Raw genomic sequence first — 16,133 nt, forward strand, 5'->3', positions numbered from 1 at the left:
CCAGAATGCGCCAGTCTCAGATTATTATGACATGGTTTCAGGTTCAAGTGTAACCATTATTGAATCAATCATTCATTCTTTGATATGCCTGAATCCCAATCTTCAAGCGCTGCAATCCATCAGTTAGTCGTTTTTTAGGGCAGGCGTAGTTCAATCGAATGAAACCGTGTCCATTGCCGCCATAAATGGCGCCCTCCGAGACATACAGCCCCGTTTCTTTCCTTATGAACTTACACAGTTGACTTACATTAGAAGTTATGTTCCGGCAATCGATCCAGGCCAAATAAGTCGCTTCCGAATGGATAATTTGGAGCTGCGGTAGTTCACTAGCCAAATAATGTTCGAGATATTGCTTGTTCGCCATGAGATATTCCAATAAGGCTTGCAGCCAGGGTTCGCCTTCCGTAAAGGCAGAGATTGCTGCTTCAATCGCAAAAAAGTTAGGTTCGGCCACTTCATTGGTGTTAATGCCACGGTGTACAAGTTTTCGAATCTTCGAATTCGGCACGATAATACTTGAAGTTTGAATTCCCGCAAGATTGAAAGTTTTCGTCGGTGCCACACAGGTGATGCAATTTTGTGCGATCACTTCCGATACGGAAGCGAACGGAATGTGTTGGTGGCCTGGGTGTGTTAAGTCGCAGTGAATTTCATCGGAAAGGATAAGGACCTCATGTTTGACGCAGAGCGTGCCGAGTTTCTCAAGAACTTGTTTGTCCCACACTTTACCTATGGGGTTGTGCGGATTGCAGAAAATCATAAGCGTTGTGTCAGGATCGGCTAGCTTTTTCTCCACATCGTCAAATTCGATCGAATATCCATTGTCTTTGTAAATCAACTCGCTTACCAGAACTTCTCGTTGATTGTTCTTTATGGAGTTGTAGAAAATGTTATAGACAGGCGCAAGCACTAGCACTTTGTCGCCGGCTTTGGTCATATTGCGTACGATAGATGATATCGCCGGCACTACCCCCGTGCAAAACATAATCCATTCTTTTTGGATCTGATATTGATGTCTCTTTTCCCACCAATGGGCAACTGCATCATAATAAGTATCTGGTATCGAGGTATATCCATAAATATGATGGTCTAATCTCTTTTGCAGAGCATCGACTACAGCAGGCGAAGTCTCAAAGTCCATATCCGCCACCCACATCGGCAGCTCTTCTGGTTCAACATCCCATTTATAAGAGTTAGTGGCCAAACGGTTCGTCATTTTATCAAAATTAAAGGACAAATCGATCACCTGCTTTATCCAGCTCATATCGGGTGTAGGCAGCGTTGATTTCTTCGTCATTGATGATGATTTCACCGATATCCTTTGCTTTGATTTTCCCGGAGATTGGATTTTTCACGCTATCAATTGATGTCTTGGTTTCCACCTCAATGGTTGAATATTCGAATGCCAAGTCGGTATTCAGAATCGTTCCGTTCTCGATTACGAGACGGTCCATGTAGCACATTCCCTGATTGCTTTCGATAGTGCAGTTGATAAAGGTGATGTTTTTCGAATTCCATCCTAAATATTCTCCGATGATCAATGAATCATAGACGGTGACATTCTCGCAATTCCAGAAGGCGTCCTTTGAAATAATCTTCGCATTGCGAATCTCCATATCCTTAGCTCCGTCGAATGCGTAGTTCCCCGCTAATGTGAAATCGTCGATAGTGATATTTGCACTATTCATTCCAAAGTAATCACCTTTTGCGGTCACATGATGCAAGTGAATATCTTCGCAATTCCATAAGGTTTCTTGCGCGTTGGGCAGATCGACATACGTCAGTCGGATTCCGCTCGAACGCCGAAATGTCTTTGGCGCCTCTATTACGCTGTCACTGATGACAATTTGGTGTGTATACCATATTCCCGATCGGGCCATTACAAGGAAAGTGCTACGATCAACACGAATATTATTGCAATACCACAAGGGATATTTCCATTTAAAAATGCTATTATCGATAGTAATATCGTTGCTTTCCTTCAGGGGGGACTCGCCATCCGCGAAAATGGAATTAGTGACCATGAGATTCTTTCTCTTGAAAAGTGCTCGTTCTCCGGTAAGCATTTGTTGGTCGATCGTTTGCATAATACTGTCTCCAATCGCTCAGTGCTAGCTTCAAATATTTCATGACCCATAATTCGCAGAATAGCAGCAGAGGGTTCCAGATCTATTAGAAGCTTCTATATAAACGGCGGCATTAACGGCTGCCGTTTATATGTGTTAATTATTTATCATAGCTTAATATATTCTTCATCCAGTACAGGTTCTAACCAATCTGTTTGTCCTGGTGTAAGAGCTAAGTGAACAAACCAGCTTTCCTTCGTAGCCCCATGCCAATGTTTAACGTTCGCTGGAATGTTTACCACATCGCCTGTTTTGAGTGATTGAGCTGGCTTTCCTTCTTCTTGATACCACCCCTCACCGCCGGTAACTAACAACACTTGTCCAGTATGATGAGAGTGCCAGTTATTGCGGGCACCGGGAGCAAAGGTTACATTCCCGATTGCTGTATTGAGTGGTGCTGGATCGGTAAACACCATTTGTAAGTACGCGTCTCCGATAAAGTTTTTTTCGACTTTTTGACCCAATGGGAAGAGTGTGCTATGGCTTAAGTGCTCGTTCTTCATTTTTCATCTCTACTTTCTTATATTTTTAACGTTATCCAACTTGAGCTGTTGGTCGAATGATCATCTCATTAATGCCCACATCCGATGGTTGCTCGATGGCAAAGGCAATGGCACGTGCGATGCTGTCTGCATCAATTGCTATCTTGTAAAAATCATCCAAGCCCGCTTTCATTGCCGGATCGGTTGTCGTCTCCAGCAGTTCGCTGGTCACAGCTCCCGGCGAAATATTGGTCACACGAATATTTGTACCACTCATCGCTTCTTCTTGGCGCAAGCCTTCAGAGATTGCTCTTACGGCATGTTTGGTACCACAATAAACTGTCCCGCCTGGGTAGATGTTGTGTCCAGCCACGGATGAAAGGTTAATAATATGACCTGATTTCCGTTCTCTCATAGATGGAAGGACTGCCCCGATTGCGTACAATACCCCTTTGATATTGACATCGATCATTCGGTCCCATTCATCAACCTTTTTCAAAGCAAGAAAAGCCTGCGGCATGATTCCAGCATTGTTGACTAAAACATCAATTTTTCCAAACTCGTTCAGCGCATACGCAGCAAGATCTTCCATTTGTTGGTGCGAACTTACATCCGTCACTTTATACACAGCTTCTCCGCCGCTTTGTTCAATTTCATCTTGTAATTTCTTTAACCGGTCTTCGCGGCGAGCGGCAAGAACCAATTTTGCACCTTTGGATGCCAGTTCTTTTGCAGCTGCTTCTCCAATACCGCTGGACGCTCCTGTAATAATAACTACTTTTTCTTGAATATTTGACATTTTAGATAAACACCTTTCTTAATTTTAGGTATACTTTCATCTATAAAAAAATCTATTTCTTCGCTTAATTTTCTTCTGCTATTCTGGAATGATCTCATTCACACAACTCAAAGCATTTAATGTTCTCGGAAAACCCATATAAGGAAGGCAATGAGTGATGGCAGTGATCATGATATCCTTGTCATTGCCTACATTCAGGTTGCCTTGCACATGTGCCTTGACTTGACTTTCACAACCGCCGAGACTACTCACGATACAGAGGGTCAGCAACTCCCGTGTTTTCAGATCAAGGCCTCCACGAGTGTAGAAGTCACCAAAACAGAAGGCAGAAAGATAGTCCTGTATATGCTTTTGATTGTATGGAACATTCCCCCTGTTCTTTTCAATGATATCGCCAAAGACTTCTACCTGCACTGCAAGGCCTTTGTCTAATCGATTCTCTTCTTCAACCTGCTTTTGACTTTCGAGAGGTAACTCGATATTTCTGGATTGGAAAACCTCATTAATCTCCGCGATGGCATTTAGCGTTTTAGGGAATCCTAAATAAGGCGCACATTGGTAAATGGCCTCTTTAATTTCTACCGGAGTTAGTCCAACGTTCAGTGCACCATGAGCATGCGCCTTGAGCTGAGGTAACGTTTGATTCGTTACAAGCACCACCAGAGTGATAAGCTCACGTTGTTTATCGTCCAACTTCCCTTGATAAAAAACTTCCCCAAAAATAAAACGGCTCAGGATGTCCTGAAAATCAGGATCAGTAGCGTATGCTCCCGGCATTCCATTACCAAATAGCTGTTTAAACGTTTCTTCACTCTTTTCAATTCGATTCATAACTATGCCTCCTGCTTGTTTTTTTGTGGATGAATAAGACCCATGAAAGAATGACGATAATTGCGACGCGGTAACCTCCAATTCCCGTCTCTATGATGAAGCCGACAAGCTTAGCATCACCATTCTTCTAGACAAGTTTAGGGTTCAGCGCATAAGCCACATAATCCTTGGCACTTTGCTCTAGCTCCTCATCTGACAGGTGTTGCATTACACCATACAAGATATATGGTGTCAAATAGCGTGTTCCAATCAAGTTACTGGTTGCCTGAAGAGGTCGCAGCAGCTCGGAAACGGTGTATTTAAAATTACCGTCTGGTAAATAGTTTTCTTTAGCAGCGCCGGTAGAAACGGCAATCAGCAGCTCTTTTCCGTGCAGCTTGTCCCCTTTGCTTCCAAATGCCCAGCCATGAGTTAGGACTACATCCTCCCATTTTTTCAGCAATGAAGGCGTACTGTACCAGTAGAATGGGAATTGCAAAACGATGCGATCATGCTGCTCCAATAGACTCTGCTCGGCAGCGACATCGATCTTCTCATTCGGGTATGCCTCATAAACATGGTGAATTGTAACACCAGCTTGCTTCTTCATTTCTTCCGTTAAGCGACGATGAACACGGGAAGCAGTTAAATCAGGGTGAAAAACAAGAACGAGTGTTTTCATTTTAAATTTTCTCCATCCAAGAATATTTTTTTCTATCTTAATTGTTTAAATGGATACCAAGTTAATTATTTTACTCCTCACTTTTCAGTGGATTATTTACAGCTTTGTCTGCTAAAATCCGTCCTGCAACACCTATATTATCTAGTTCATTTTCCCTTACGAACACAAAGAATGCTTGTTCAGGTATATTCATGATAGTTGAAGCTGATGTAGTAAGGTCTTTTACTAACTTTCTTTTTTGCTCTTTAGTTAATTTAGCTGCTTCAATTGTAATTACAGGCATAATTTATTCTCCTTTATTGTGAGTTTATGTCTAATGACGACGAGCTGACACAAAAACTCATGTGCATCTCTCTTATCAAAGAGACCGTGCGACACCAATTTATATGAATTTAAAAATGACCAACGATTCGGTGCGGTACATATGGTTCTTCCAAAAACGCAATTTCTTCAGCAGTTAATTGAATAGATAGAGCAGCTTCTGCATCTTCGAGCTGGGATATTTTTGTCGCACCGACAATAGGAGCGGCTACCGGTTCTTTATGTAGAAGCCACGCAAGTGCGATGTGAACCCGGCGAACACCATGTTTCTCTGCCAAACTCGCAACCCGGTTCACCACCAATTGATCCGCATCTGTTGTTGCATCATATTTTTGTTTTGCAATTTCATCAGTTTCGGCACGATGTGTTGTTGTCTCCCGCGCTAACCTTCCTCCTGCGAGCGGGCTATAAGGAATGACCCCGATTTTTTCTGCCTTACAAAGTGGGAGCATCTCTCGTTCCTCTTCGCGGTAAATGAGATTTAAATGATTCTGCATTGATACAAATCGGGTCCACCCATTTTTCTCAGCTATATGTAAAGCTTTCTGAAACTGCCATGCCCACATGGCAGAGGCTCCGATGTATCTCGCCTTACCAGCCTTGACTACATCGTGCAGTGCTTCCATCGTTTCTTCGATGGGCGTGTTGTAATCCCAACGGTGAATTTGATACAAATCGACGTAGTCGGTTCTCAATCTCTTAAGGCTTTTATCGATTTCGCTCATGATCGCCTTGCGGGAAAGCCCAGCTCCATTAGGTCCTTGATGCATTCGTCCATGTATTTTAGTCGCGATGACAATCTCATCACGGTTCGTATAATCCTTTAATGCACCTCCAATTATTTCCTCACTTGTCCCGTCAGCGTACACGTTTGCAGTATCAAAAAAATTGATTCCAAGCTCCAGAGCTTTTTTTATGATTGGACGAGCGCGTTCCCCATCAAGCACCCATCGATGATGACCTTTTTGTGCGTCTCCAAAGCCCATACAACCAAGACAAATCCGGGATACATCCAAGCCAGTATTTCCAAGTTTCGTATAATCCATTTCATGGTTCCTCCCTTTCTTATTCTTAAAAATTATATTGTCCTTGGCTTCGTGTGGTGCGATCTTGACTTGCCTCAGAACGGGTAGGCGTGCTGATCATTGAGTTTAGATAACTCCAAATAAAAAATGAACATTGATTGTTTAATCAACTTACGTTTATAATTCTAAACGGAAACAAAATGCTTGCAATAATCAATTTCTCTCGATGTGTAGATTACTCAACAAATTATTAATAATTGCTGATTATCTCAGTAAGGGGACTTTAAAAATGACTAAAGTGGACAGAAGGGTACTCAAATCTCAAGAAGCCATAAAGAAAGCAATACTTGAACTGATGACTGAAAAAAACTTTGATGACATTACAATTCGGGATATTTCTGATAGGGCAAATGTTAATCGAGGAACAATCTATCTCCATTACATGGATAAATTTGACTTGCTAGATAAGATAATTGAAGAACATATAAACAATCTCCGTGAACTTTGCCACACAGCATCTGAAATGAGTTTCCAAGAAGGAAATTATGTCTGGTTCGAATACTTTGCAGACAATCATTTGTTCTTTTCAACCATGTTAAACACGAAAAGTTCAGCTTATTTTCGTAGTCAATTCCTTGATTTAGTCGTCCAGGAGTATAAGGTTGAAGTCGATGTAACAGAAGGAAAAAATCAAGGCTTAAGTGAAGATGTCATTCTTCAATTTTTTGGGGCCGCGGTCGTGGGGATCGTAGAATGGTGGTTTAAAAATGGAATGTCAGTCCCCCCTCGTGTCATGGCAGAACAAACTGGGATATTGTTAGACAGAAATTTTTAAATTGCATTCCCAACAAATCTAGTAAATCGAGTAATTTCTTGTACTGAGGTTATTTAAACAAAATTCTCATCCTAATTTCGTGATGAGGGTAGGGTTTTGAATACTGTTCTCGCATTCGGGACTTGAACATTAAAGATAACGCCTATATCCGGCACAGCACCGAAAACATGAAGCGGCATTCGCTCCATGTTTTCGTACTTAAACCCATAACTTTATTTCCTATTGAGAGCACGGTCCCGAATAACAAGAAAATGCTTACCACAAGAAGAACTTGCCTCATGTTAGTGAGAACAAGAGAACCTATCGCGTTTTAAATTAAGGGTCTTGTTTAGAAAAAGTTTGTATGCGTCACATCTGGTCGACTGTGATTCCACCATCAACTAGCTTTAGCTGTATAAAATCAAAGGTTTGTTTTATTAATTGGCGGACTTAGTCTAAATCTTCTCCATTGCTGCTAATTACTTTCTTATACCAATTAAAGGACTTTTTCCTACTACGGCTTAACGTACCATTTCCCTGGTCATCTTTATCCACGTAGATGAAACCATATCTTTTGCTCATTTCTCCAGAACTTGAGCTTACTAAATCAATGCACCCCCAGGTTGTATATCCTAGCAACTCTACACCATCTTCTTTTACAGCAGCTTTAAATGCTCGGATATGTTCCCGAATATACTCAATTCTGTAATCATCCGAGATACATCCATTTACATCAGGCTTGTCCGCAGCTCCCAACCCATTCTCGACAATAAATAATGGTTTTTGATAGCGATCATACAATGCATTTAATGTAATTCTCAACCCGAGTGGGTCAATTTGCCAGCCCCATTCACTTCTTTTTAAATGGGGATTTCGTAATGTCGGAAATAGATTGGCAGCGGTTTGAGTATTAACTGCTGGGTCAGCACTTGTTAATCGCGAACCATAGTAACTAAATGAAACGAAGTCAACTGTATTATTTTTCAGAAGCTCCTTATCACCATCTTGCATCTTCAGATGTATATTCATCCTTTCGAACATTTTTTTGGCATAATTCGGGTATTCACCACGAGATTGTACATCCACAAAGAAGTAATGTTCTCGATCCCTTGTCATGGCTTTCCATACGTCTTCAGGAGCGCAAGTATAGGGATAAGTGCTGGCACCCGCCAACATACATCCTATCTTGAATTCGGAATTTATTTTGCGTGCAATTTCAGTAGCTTTAGCACTCGCGACCAATTGGTGATGAGCTGCCTGATACTTCACAGCTTCTTCATCTTCATCTTCATCTTCATCAAACACCAATCCTGAGCTCCCGAATGGTAGGTGTAATAACATATTGATTTCATTAAAGGTTAGCCAATACTTCACTTTATCTTTGTAGCGAGTGAATAGTGTTTCGCATAGTCTTTCATAATAATCAACCATTTTACGGCTTCTCCAAGAACCAATCGTTTTTACCAAATGCATCGGCACATCAAAATGAGTGATCGTTACTAAAGGCTCTATATTATATTTTAAACACTCATCAAAAACATCATCGTAGAACTTCAAACCTTCTTCGTTGGGTAATGTATCATCCCCATTTGGATAGATTCGTGTCCATGCAATAGATAAACGAAAGCATTTGAAACCCATTTCTGCAAATAAAGCAATGTCTTCCTTATAATTATGATAAAAGTCGATGGCTTCATGGCTCGGATAGAAATGCTCATCATCACATTCCATCATTTTCATCTTGCCTTTCATTACAGAAACGCGATCCTGTCCTGCGGGTATAACGTCGACGGTTGACAATCCCTTATTCCCTTCCAAATATCCACCTTCACATTGGTTTGCAGCAGTTGCTCCTCCCCATAAAAAGTCTTTGACTAAAGTCATTTATAATCCACTCCTTGAATTTTGATATGGTTACACTATTAGGACTAACAACTCATTGTTAAAATCAGTGACTGTACTACTGTTATTAGTTAGCACATCAGCATAACTGTAAGTATTCGTAACGATCACCGGGGTTTGGGTAACATATCCTTCCTCCCTGATTTTCTCCAAATCAAACGTGATTAGTGTCTGTCCCTTGGTAATTCTCTGACCTTCTTCAACATGAGCTTCAAAGTACTTCCCATTCAGTTTAACGGTGTTCAATCCTATATGGATGAGTATTTCAACCCCATCATCGGAGAGTAAACCGATTGCGTGCTTCTTGGGAAACAACGAAACAATTTTCCCATCAAAAGGAGCGACCACTTTTCCTTCGCTTGGCTCAATGGCAATTCCTTTTCCCATTGATTCTGTGGAGAAGGCCGCATCTTGAACATCCTTCAATGGAATCATTTCCCCTTTGATAGGACTTGTAATGACCGTATTTTTAAGTGTGATGATTTTATCGTTTGTGGTGACTTTATTCTGCTCAGACGTTTCTTTCTCATATTTTAAGGTTAAAAAATAGGTAAGCACTGCAGTTATAACCGTCGTAATTAATAATGCGATGAGTATATTATAGAAATTCCAAATGTTTTCTCCAATATAAAGCGGAATAGCTGGAAGCCCTGATGAACCTGTTGCATAACGTGAAACTTCCATAACCCCTGCGTAAAGCCCGCCAGCAGCGGAGCCAATCATAGCCGCAACAAGAGGATATTTTTTAGGTAAATTAACACCGTAAAGTGCTGCTTCTGTAATTCCCATTAAACCTGTAATTCCACTTGTAGTGGAGATTTGCTTGGATACTGTATCCTTTGTTCTCCAACTGACAATCAACGCGGCTACACCTTGCGAAATATTGGATATCATGGCTCCAGGTCCAATGATATTTTCATATCCCAATGTCGTGATTTGAGCCAATGATAACGGAACGATACTGTGATGAAGTCCAAACATAACGAGGATTGGCCAGAAGGTTGCAATTATGAAAATGACCACCCATGCTCCGTGCGATCCCAAAAAATCAAACCCCATTGCCAAATATGTTCCGAAGAAAGAACCTAGCGGTCCTAGTGCAGTTAAGGAAATAAATCCAACAACCAGAATGGTAAACATCGGAACAAAAATAATTTTTACAGCGTTAGGAATGATTCTTTTAAAGAATGGTTCAATGTAGGATTGCGCCCACACGGTTAATAGAATCGGAACAACCGATGAACTATAAGCAACAAGTGTCAATGGAATATTGAAAACGCTAACATTATTACCCGCAGTTCTCAATAGATCCAGATTCGGATGAAGCAATACCCCAGCCAACACAAGTGCCAGTACAGGGCTGCATTTTAATTTGTTTGCAGCCGAATATGCTAATAAAAAGGGTAAGAAATAAAAAATGGCATCCGACATGAAATTGATTACATAGTAAGTTTGTGACGCTTTTGAAACTACATTAAATAAGATCAGCAAAGCCAATAGCGCTTTTATCATTCCCGCGCCTGCAATAGCCGGAACGATTGGACTGAATGTACCTGAAATAAAATCGATTAATTTGCCAAAAACGCTTACATTTTTTTCATTAGATAATTTATCATCTATATTTTCTGCATGTTTTATATATTTAACCACTTCCTCATATACTTCTTCAACATGGGTGCCAATAACCACTTGAAATTGGCCACCGCTTTCAATCGCATCAATTACGCCATCTAAAGCTTTAATAGCGTCTTGATCGGCTTTTTTATTTTGGTTTAGTGCGAATCTAAGCCTTGTCATACAATGAGTTAGTGTTGATACATTTTCACTACCACCAATCTTCTCTACAATATCCTGAGCTAATTTTTCATATTTTTTGCTCATTAGAAAATGCCCCCTCTTCTTGTTGTTGAACAATGAATTACGCCTTTTATTTATTAAACATAAACAACTTTACCCGCTAAATAAAAAAAGTTATTTATCAGTAATATTTAAAGGCTTCATTCAAGCTGCACCTTTAAGATATCACTAGATAAATAACCTTATCCAATACCTATAATCTATGTTTTATTATGCTTGTGAGGCATACTTGATTAATTGAATTAAGTGAGAAGTAGCCTGGTTAAAAATCTTGTGTTTCTTCCAAACAATAACACAACTAAATTTGAGTTCTGGAAAAAATGGTCTGAAGCAAAGATGTTTTGAACCTGTCATCGCAAGAGCACCTTCAATACAAATAGCAGTTCCCATACCATTATCTACAAAATTAACTATGTTAGAAATTAAGTTGTATGTGGCTAGAACATGTATATTTTCATATTCATCAGCAAACCAATTAGCAATTTCATTTTGTACTGTTGGACGACTAGAAAGAAGTAAAGGAACTCCAACAAGATCATTGGGAGTAACATATTCTTTTTGAGCAAGAGGGGATGAAGCCTGTGTTAGAATTCCCCATCGTTCCTTTTGAGGCAATCTGATGAAATCGTATTTTTCAATATTTATGGGCTCTAATAAAATCCCAACTTCAAGTAATCCTTTGTCTATTTTTTCCTTTATATCATCCCCTGTTCCGCTATAAATATAATAATTAACCTGTGGATACTCTTCATGAAAAGCTTTTAATGTTTGAAATAAATAATGCGATGTTAGTGATTCGACGCTTCCTATAGAGATAGTCCCTCCAACCAGATTATTTTGATCTTTGAATTCTCTCTCTGTTTTATCCGCAATCGTTAGGATTTCTTCTGCCCTTTGACGTAAAAGCATGCCAGCATCCGTTAATGACACCTTTTTTTTACCGCGAATAAGCAATTGAGTTCCTAAATTTTTTTCTAAGTCAGCCAATTGTCTGCTTAATGTCGGCTGTGTTACATGTAGTACATTTGCTGCATGCGTAATACTTTCCAAACGAGCGACTGTAAGAAAATAACGAAGCACTCTTAACTCCATGTTTCCCCCTGTTGACAATATGTGCTTAAGAATAGATTCAATATGTCCTAGTAATTAACTTACCATCTTAAATACAGTTCTTTCAGTTTACACTTTTCACATACTTCTCTGCCATTATAACCATTAATCAATTCTATATGCATATGTTTATATGTGGAATTGAATCGATATATGGGAAGGATTTGGGACTGTTACGTGAACATAGTGTTGTTGGATTTGAGCATTTTGTGATAAGACCTCCCCAAAATTAGTAATAAAATTTCATATTGCTGAGCCGTTCAACGTTCTCAGGATCGTGAAGAGATAAAATTAAACTCTCTTTGGAATCCAACTTAGCAATCCTCTCCATATCGTCCCTGCTCAATTCGAAGTTGAAGATATTGAAATTTTCAATAATTCTTTCCTTATGAACAAACATTGGAATCGCAACAATTCCTCTTTGTATCAACCAACGTAAAGCAACTTGAGCCACGGATTTATGATGTTTCTCAGCTAAAACCGAGTATCGGCATCTCGACACCATTGTTTAGTGTAACATTTTACATTTTAGATCCTACTTAATGTTCGCTAGCGATTGGTTAAGTATTGGATTCAAAGCTATTTTTGGTGCCGGATAATTTTTTTATCCCTTTAACCAGAATGATATAGGTAATTATAGATAATAAACTTGTAGAAAAAATAATAATTCCAAAAGGTATAGCAGAATTTTCGCCTGCAATTCCCACAAGTGGAGACGTAACGGCACCTAATGCAAATTGTAAGGTCCCGAGCACGGCAGACGCGCTCCCTGCAATATGCCCCTGGGAATCCATTGCTAATGTAAAAGAGATGGGGCCAATGATCCCAATGGATAAAGCGAATAAGAAGATCGAAATAAACATAGCTGATAATACTCCATGTACTAGTACTATAAATAAGACTGCTGCAGAAGATAAAAACGCTAGTATTATTCCGATCAAAAACAGCCGCCTTTCCGTAACCCGGCCTGCAAGCAGTTTGACGAATTGAGATCCCAAGATAATAGCAAGGCCATTCAACGCAAAGAGGATTGAAAACAGTGGCGGCGACACGCCGTATATGTTTTGATAAATAAAAGGGGTACCTGCAACATAGGCAAAAACACCTGCGAACAATATGCCATTGACTAGAGCATACCCCATAAAAGACCGCTTTCGGAATAAGCTATTATAATTTTTTATCAACGCACGGGGACTGCCTGAAATACGTTGTTGTACAGGTAAGCTTTCCTCTAACCCCCATATGGTAATCCCAGTTAACCCTATGCCTAGCACCCCTAAAAATATAAATACACCTGACCAAGAGCAGTATGACATAACCGTACTTCCAGCCGTAGGGGAAATTAATGGTGCCACATTGCTGATCATTGTCAGCAACGATATAAACTTAGTCATTTCAATCCCACTAAACCGATCTCGAACAATAGCGCGCGAAATAACGAGTCCAGCGGACGCAGCAACCCCTTGTATAAATCTTAAAGATATAAACCATCCTATGCTTGGAGCAAAAACGCATCCAATAGAGGAAAGGATATATAGTATCATGGAAATCAACAAAGGCTGGCGTCTTCCATAAATGTCGCTTAAAGGTCCCATTATCAACTGTCCTAGCCCTAATCCTAACAGACTAGTGGTTAAACTCGCTTGAACCGCAGTTGCGCTTGTTCCAAAAAAAACAGCGATTTGCGGAAGTGATGCAAGATACATATCGACGGTAAACGGCCCCAACGCCGAAAATATGGCCAATAATAGAGCAAAACCGAAAGAATTTTTTTGGGTCTTCATTCTTTTAACTCCTATGATTGTTTAAATGCTTTCTTTAAGCTAACGCATATGCTTTAGATGTTATGGGTTTGTTACTTCTGCCCCCATAGAATAAGCGAACCTAACAGCCATGTGTCCGAGTCCACCAAGTCCAACAACGGCTATATTTTTCCGGAATTAACACCCCAATGGCGCAGCGGCGACATCAAGATTAATGCCGTCTAGAATTCTAACCACGAAATCCTCCGTTACAACGATATGGCTGGAATAACCTCCCTGCGTATATTGTCCATATCTATCGATGCCTCCGTAGGTACCCATATGTCCATTTAAACACCAAGTGAACACCCCTCTTTTTTAAATTTAAATTCCCCTTTTAGGTATGTATGCCACGGAGAGCAAATAAGCAAAACTGGTTGTTTTATCAACTTATGTCTATTATTATAAAAAAAGAAACCTAAGTTCAATGGTTAAAAAAGCGAAATTTGTTGAAATAGCAACATCATCAGGAAAAGTGTTCATTATTTTGTTGATCAGGGGGAAAAGACAAGATGATTAAAGTGGATCGGAGAATCCTAAAAACACAAGAAGCCTTAAAAAAAGCCGTTATTGAACTGATGGCTGTAAAAAACTTTGATGACATTACCATTCAAGACATTGCAAACAAGGCAAACGTAAACCGCGGTACAATTTATCTTCACTATCAGGACAAATATGATTTATTAGATCAAATCATGGAAACACACATTAATGAATTAAAAGAAATGGATACGTGGGCATGTCAGATGGAGTGGGCTGATGCTCTTGTTCCATATTTCGAGTACTTTGAGAAAAATTATTTACTTTTTTCAACCATGCTAGCTGGATCAAAAGGTACACCTTCATCTTTTAGAACGCGGCTACTTGCTTATTTCATGGAAGGGTTCAAAGGGGAGATTGACAAAGAAAGCGGAAAAAATGCGGAATTAACCGAAGATGTGATGTTACAATATGCTGGGACTGCTTATGTAGGGGTTATTGAATGGTGGATTCGAAATGGAATGCCCTATTCACCGCAAGTCATGGCCACGCAAGTTGGCACCTTGCTAGAAAGAAGTTTTTAATCGGTAATTATATTCTGTAAAGTAAATGGCATTTTCCCTTTTCAATAAAGGTCACAGTATACAACGAAACACTAAAACAACGGCAGCCGATCGGCTGCTGCTTCTGCATGTTTTTTTCATTTTTTGTTACTTGGCTGGAAGAGATCAGGTTATCTCCCATGTCGGAAGCAAACTGGAAACAGGAGAGAAAGCAGTTGCTTTCTCTCCTGTTTCCGGTAGATAGATTTCCTCACTACACTTGCATATACGCACCTGTATATACATTCATTCAAGTAGCCTCAATTGGTACCGGGCATAAGTCAAATTAATTCTTTTTCAAAAAGCTCCTCTGTGCTCCTTGTTGTAAGATATCTGTTGTCTTCAGATGCCCGAACAGTAATGGCGAATTCGGGTCATGTAGCTTATAATTTTCAGATGCAGCTTTGGGACTCTTGTTTGCATAACAATATTTGCAGCCACTCACACATGTGTCATAAGCACCAATATCTCTACTCTCAATGCAGTTACATCCTGCTCTCATACCTTTATGTTTCAAATTACGGAATTCCGTCTCATTTGCATTTCCAAGAATCTCAAGCGTCATGCAACCTGAAGCATGAATACCGTAATTGCTATAATCTTCGCTCGGTCCGCAAGTTTGAATGTAAATACCATATTTGGACGCTATAGCTCCAAACCGTTGTGCCAATTGATCCATATCTTCAGATGAGATGCGCTCCAGTTCAGGCATGTTTACTTCCAATTTTTTATACATTTCAACAAAACCAAAAATGCAACGATCAATATAAGGTGCAAGCTGACTAGCGAGACATTAAAGGTTTCAGGATGACGTTCTACCGTTTAATCTTGTGTAAGCAGAACAGGATCATACCGCCAAGCAACCTTTTTACTTCCTACAATTTTAGATAATTGGATGAGTGTTTCTACGCTATTTTCAATCGAAGGAACTCCTGGTTCAACATCTCTACTATAAGCAGTGATGGAGTAATAACAGTAGATATTAAATTTTTCCGCAATGCCACGAATGTGGGAAAGTATCGGTGTCTTGTTTTTGAGCAAAAAACTACGCAATCAACTGCCTCAGGTGTCAGTTCATAACGAGTCACTTTATTTGTAATGAGTGCCGTATCGGAAGGTACAGCTGGATCACCTCCTTTCTATGGAGTCCATTCTGCCTGTAGGGCAGCGGGCATGAAATAGAGCACTTTCACTCGAAAGGTGGGGAATTCTTGAGAGAACATAACCCTCCTCAAACCCTTTTAATAACAAACCCGCCTTGACATAATTGCATTTTTTTCACTCCTTTAAAGTATTATGCCTGCAAGAGCGTATGTTCTCA

15 protein-coding genes and 3 pseudogenes are annotated in these 16,133 nt (G+C 40.0%); 2 read left to right on the forward strand and 16 right to left on the reverse strand.

From position 1 onward, the window contains the following. Nucleotides 1-64: 64 nt before the first annotated feature. The 8 genes from ACH59B_RS12620 to ACH59B_RS12655 form a co-directional block, all read right to left on the reverse strand. Entirely contained in the window at nt 65-1,297 is a 1,233-nt protein-coding gene (locus ACH59B_RS12620; protein ID WP_225164887.1) for a MalY/PatB family protein, read from the reverse strand. Continuing rightward, nucleotides 1,227-2,087, reverse strand: a complete 861-nt coding sequence (locus ACH59B_RS12625; protein ID WP_404301698.1) for a DUF3737 family protein — start codon at nt 2,085-2,087, stop codon at nt 1,227-1,229. The genes ACH59B_RS12620 and ACH59B_RS12625 overlap by 71 nt, the downstream gene beginning before the upstream one ends. 146 nt (nt 2,088-2,233) lie before the next feature. Then, entirely contained in the window at nt 2,234-2,629 is a 396-nt protein-coding gene (locus tag ACH59B_RS12630; protein ID WP_016820891.1) for a cupin domain-containing protein, read from the reverse strand. 31 nt (nt 2,630-2,660) lie between these two features. Further along, complete coding sequence (locus ACH59B_RS12635) at nt 2,661-3,407, reverse strand: SDR family oxidoreductase (protein ID WP_016820890.1); 747 nt, start codon at nt 3,405-3,407, stop codon at nt 2,661-2,663. A 78-nt stretch (nt 3,408-3,485) separates the two neighbouring features. After that, nucleotides 3,486-4,238 (reverse strand): carboxymuconolactone decarboxylase family protein, encoded by a 753-nt coding sequence (locus ACH59B_RS12640; RefSeq protein WP_404301701.1) that lies wholly within the window; start codon nt 4,236-4,238, stop codon nt 3,486-3,488. 127 nt (nt 4,239-4,365) lie between these two features. Then, nucleotides 4,366-4,899, reverse strand: a complete 534-nt coding sequence (locus ACH59B_RS12645; protein ID WP_017426962.1) for an NAD(P)H-dependent oxidoreductase — start codon at nt 4,897-4,899, stop codon at nt 4,366-4,368. 70 nt (nt 4,900-4,969) lie between these two features. Continuing rightward, nucleotides 4,970-5,182: a 4-oxalocrotonate tautomerase DmpI gene (dmpI, locus tag ACH59B_RS12650; RefSeq protein ID WP_016820887.1), complete on the reverse strand. Its 213-nt coding sequence runs from the start codon at nt 5,180-5,182 to the stop codon at nt 4,970-4,972. 109 nt (nt 5,183-5,291) lie between these two features. Continuing rightward, nucleotides 5,292-6,266: an aldo/keto reductase gene (locus ACH59B_RS12655; RefSeq protein ID WP_404301704.1), complete on the reverse strand. Its 975-nt coding sequence runs from the start codon at nt 6,264-6,266 to the stop codon at nt 5,292-5,294. Nucleotides 6,267-6,534: 268 nt separating this feature from the next. On the opposite strand from ACH59B_RS12655, the gene ACH59B_RS12660 reads away from it, so the two are divergent. Beyond that, nucleotides 6,535-7,080 carry a TetR/AcrR family transcriptional regulator gene (locus ACH59B_RS12660; protein WP_017426964.1) on the forward strand — a complete coding sequence of 182 codons (546 nt, stop codon included), beginning with the start codon at nt 6,535-6,537 and terminating at the stop codon, nt 7,078-7,080. Nucleotides 7,081-7,509: 429 nt separating this feature from the next. On the opposite strand, the gene ACH59B_RS12665 is transcribed toward ACH59B_RS12660, so the two are convergent. The 6 genes and pseudogenes from ACH59B_RS12665 to ACH59B_RS12690 all read right to left on the reverse strand — a co-directional run. Then, a complete protein-coding gene (locus ACH59B_RS12665; RefSeq protein WP_031461479.1) occupies nt 7,510-8,943 on the reverse strand; it encodes a 6-phospho-beta-glucosidase in 1,434 nt (477 codons plus the stop codon). A 30-nt stretch (nt 8,944-8,973) separates the two neighbouring features. Continuing rightward, nucleotides 8,974-10,842: a beta-glucoside-specific PTS transporter subunit IIABC gene (locus ACH59B_RS12670; protein WP_031461480.1), complete on the reverse strand. Its 1,869-nt coding sequence runs from the start codon at nt 10,840-10,842 to the stop codon at nt 8,974-8,976. A 186-nt stretch (nt 10,843-11,028) separates the two neighbouring features. Continuing rightward, the gene (locus ACH59B_RS12675) at nt 11,029-11,910 is read right to left on the reverse strand and encodes a LysR family transcriptional regulator (protein WP_016820882.1); all 882 of its coding nucleotides are present in this window, start codon (nt 11,908-11,910) and stop codon (nt 11,029-11,031) included. Between the two features lie 247 nt (nt 11,911-12,157). Further along, nucleotides 12,158-12,406 (reverse strand): annotated as a pseudogene (locus ACH59B_RS12680) (aldo/keto reductase); the annotation flags it as partial. 82 nt (nt 12,407-12,488) lie between these two features. Beyond that, on the reverse strand, nt 12,489-13,712 hold the full coding sequence (locus ACH59B_RS12685; RefSeq protein ID WP_031461481.1) for a multidrug effflux MFS transporter: 1,224 nt from the start codon (nt 13,710-13,712) through the stop codon (nt 12,489-12,491). Nucleotides 13,713-13,781: 69 nt separating this feature from the next. Continuing rightward, a pseudogene (locus tag ACH59B_RS12690) lies at nt 13,782-14,048 on the reverse strand (alcohol dehydrogenase); the annotation flags it as partial. A 194-nt stretch (nt 14,049-14,242) separates the two neighbouring features. Between ACH59B_RS12690 and ACH59B_RS12695 the strand changes: the two are divergent. Then, nucleotides 14,243-14,794 carry a TetR/AcrR family transcriptional regulator gene (locus tag ACH59B_RS12695; RefSeq protein ID WP_016820879.1) on the forward strand — a complete coding sequence of 184 codons (552 nt, stop codon included), beginning with the start codon at nt 14,243-14,245 and terminating at the stop codon, nt 14,792-14,794. Nucleotides 14,795-15,098: 304 nt separating this feature from the next. Here the strand turns inward: ACH59B_RS12695 and ACH59B_RS12700 are convergent. Together ACH59B_RS12700 and ACH59B_RS12705 are read right to left on the reverse strand one after the other, a co-directional pair. Next, nucleotides 15,099-15,590: pseudogene (locus tag ACH59B_RS12700) on the reverse strand (DUF1848 family protein); the annotation flags it as partial. A 44-nt stretch (nt 15,591-15,634) separates the two neighbouring features. Then, complete coding sequence (locus ACH59B_RS12705; RefSeq protein ID WP_039276028.1) at nt 15,635-15,865, reverse strand: DUF1848 family protein; 231 nt, start codon at nt 15,863-15,865, stop codon at nt 15,635-15,637. Between the last annotated feature and the right edge of the window lie 268 nt (nt 15,866-16,133).

Origin of the sequence: Paenibacillus sp. DP01, from assembly GCF_044784315.1 — a bacterium.
In the GTDB taxonomy this organism is placed as follows: domain Bacteria; phylum Bacillota; class Bacilli; order Paenibacillales; family Paenibacillaceae; genus Paenibacillus; species Paenibacillus polymyxa.

Bases quoted from the DNA above. Each gene is read 5' to 3' on its own strand.
- ACH59B_RS12670 (WP_031461480.1), bottom strand. From the start codon at position 10,842: ATGAGCAAAAAATATGAAAAATTAGCTCAGGATATTGTAGAGAAGATT.
- ACH59B_RS12640 (WP_404301701.1), bottom strand. From the start codon at position 4,238: ATGAATCGAATTGAAAAGAGTGAAGAAACGTTTAAACAGCTATTTGGT.
- ACH59B_RS12630 (WP_016820891.1), bottom strand. From the start codon at position 2,629: ATGAAGAACGAGCACTTAAGCCATAGCACACTCTTCCCATTGGGTCAA.
- ACH59B_RS12655 (WP_404301704.1), bottom strand. From the start codon at position 6,266: ATGGATTATACGAAACTTGGAAATACTGGCTTGGATGTATCCCGGATT.
- ACH59B_RS12645 (WP_017426962.1), bottom strand. From the start codon at position 4,899: ATGAAAACACTCGTTCTTGTTTTTCACCCTGATTTAACTGCTTCCCGT.
- ACH59B_RS12635 (WP_016820890.1), bottom strand. From the start codon at position 3,407: ATGTCAAATATTCAAGAAAAAGTAGTTATTATTACAGGAGCGTCCAGC.
- ACH59B_RS12625 (WP_404301698.1), bottom strand. From the start codon at position 2,087: ATGCAAACGATCGACCAACAAATGCTTACCGGAGAACGAGCACTTTTC.
- ACH59B_RS12695 (WP_016820879.1), top strand. From the start codon at position 14,243: ATGATTAAAGTGGATCGGAGAATCCTAAAAACACAAGAAGCCTTAAAA.
- ACH59B_RS12685 (WP_031461481.1), bottom strand. From the start codon at position 13,712: ATGAAGACCCAAAAAAATTCTTTCGGTTTTGCTCTATTATTGGCCATA.
- dmpI (WP_016820887.1), bottom strand. From the start codon at position 5,182: ATGCCTGTAATTACAATTGAAGCAGCTAAATTAACTAAAGAGCAAAAA.
- ACH59B_RS12665 (WP_031461479.1), bottom strand. From the start codon at position 8,943: ATGACTTTAGTCAAAGACTTTTTATGGGGAGGAGCAACTGCTGCAAAC.
- ACH59B_RS12660 (WP_017426964.1), top strand. From the start codon at position 6,535: ATGACTAAAGTGGACAGAAGGGTACTCAAATCTCAAGAAGCCATAAAG.
- ACH59B_RS12675 (WP_016820882.1), bottom strand. From the start codon at position 11,910: ATGGAGTTAAGAGTGCTTCGTTATTTTCTTACAGTCGCTCGTTTGGAA.
- ACH59B_RS12620 (WP_225164887.1), bottom strand. From the start codon at position 1,297: ATGACGAAGAAATCAACGCTGCCTACACCCGATATGAGCTGGATAAAG.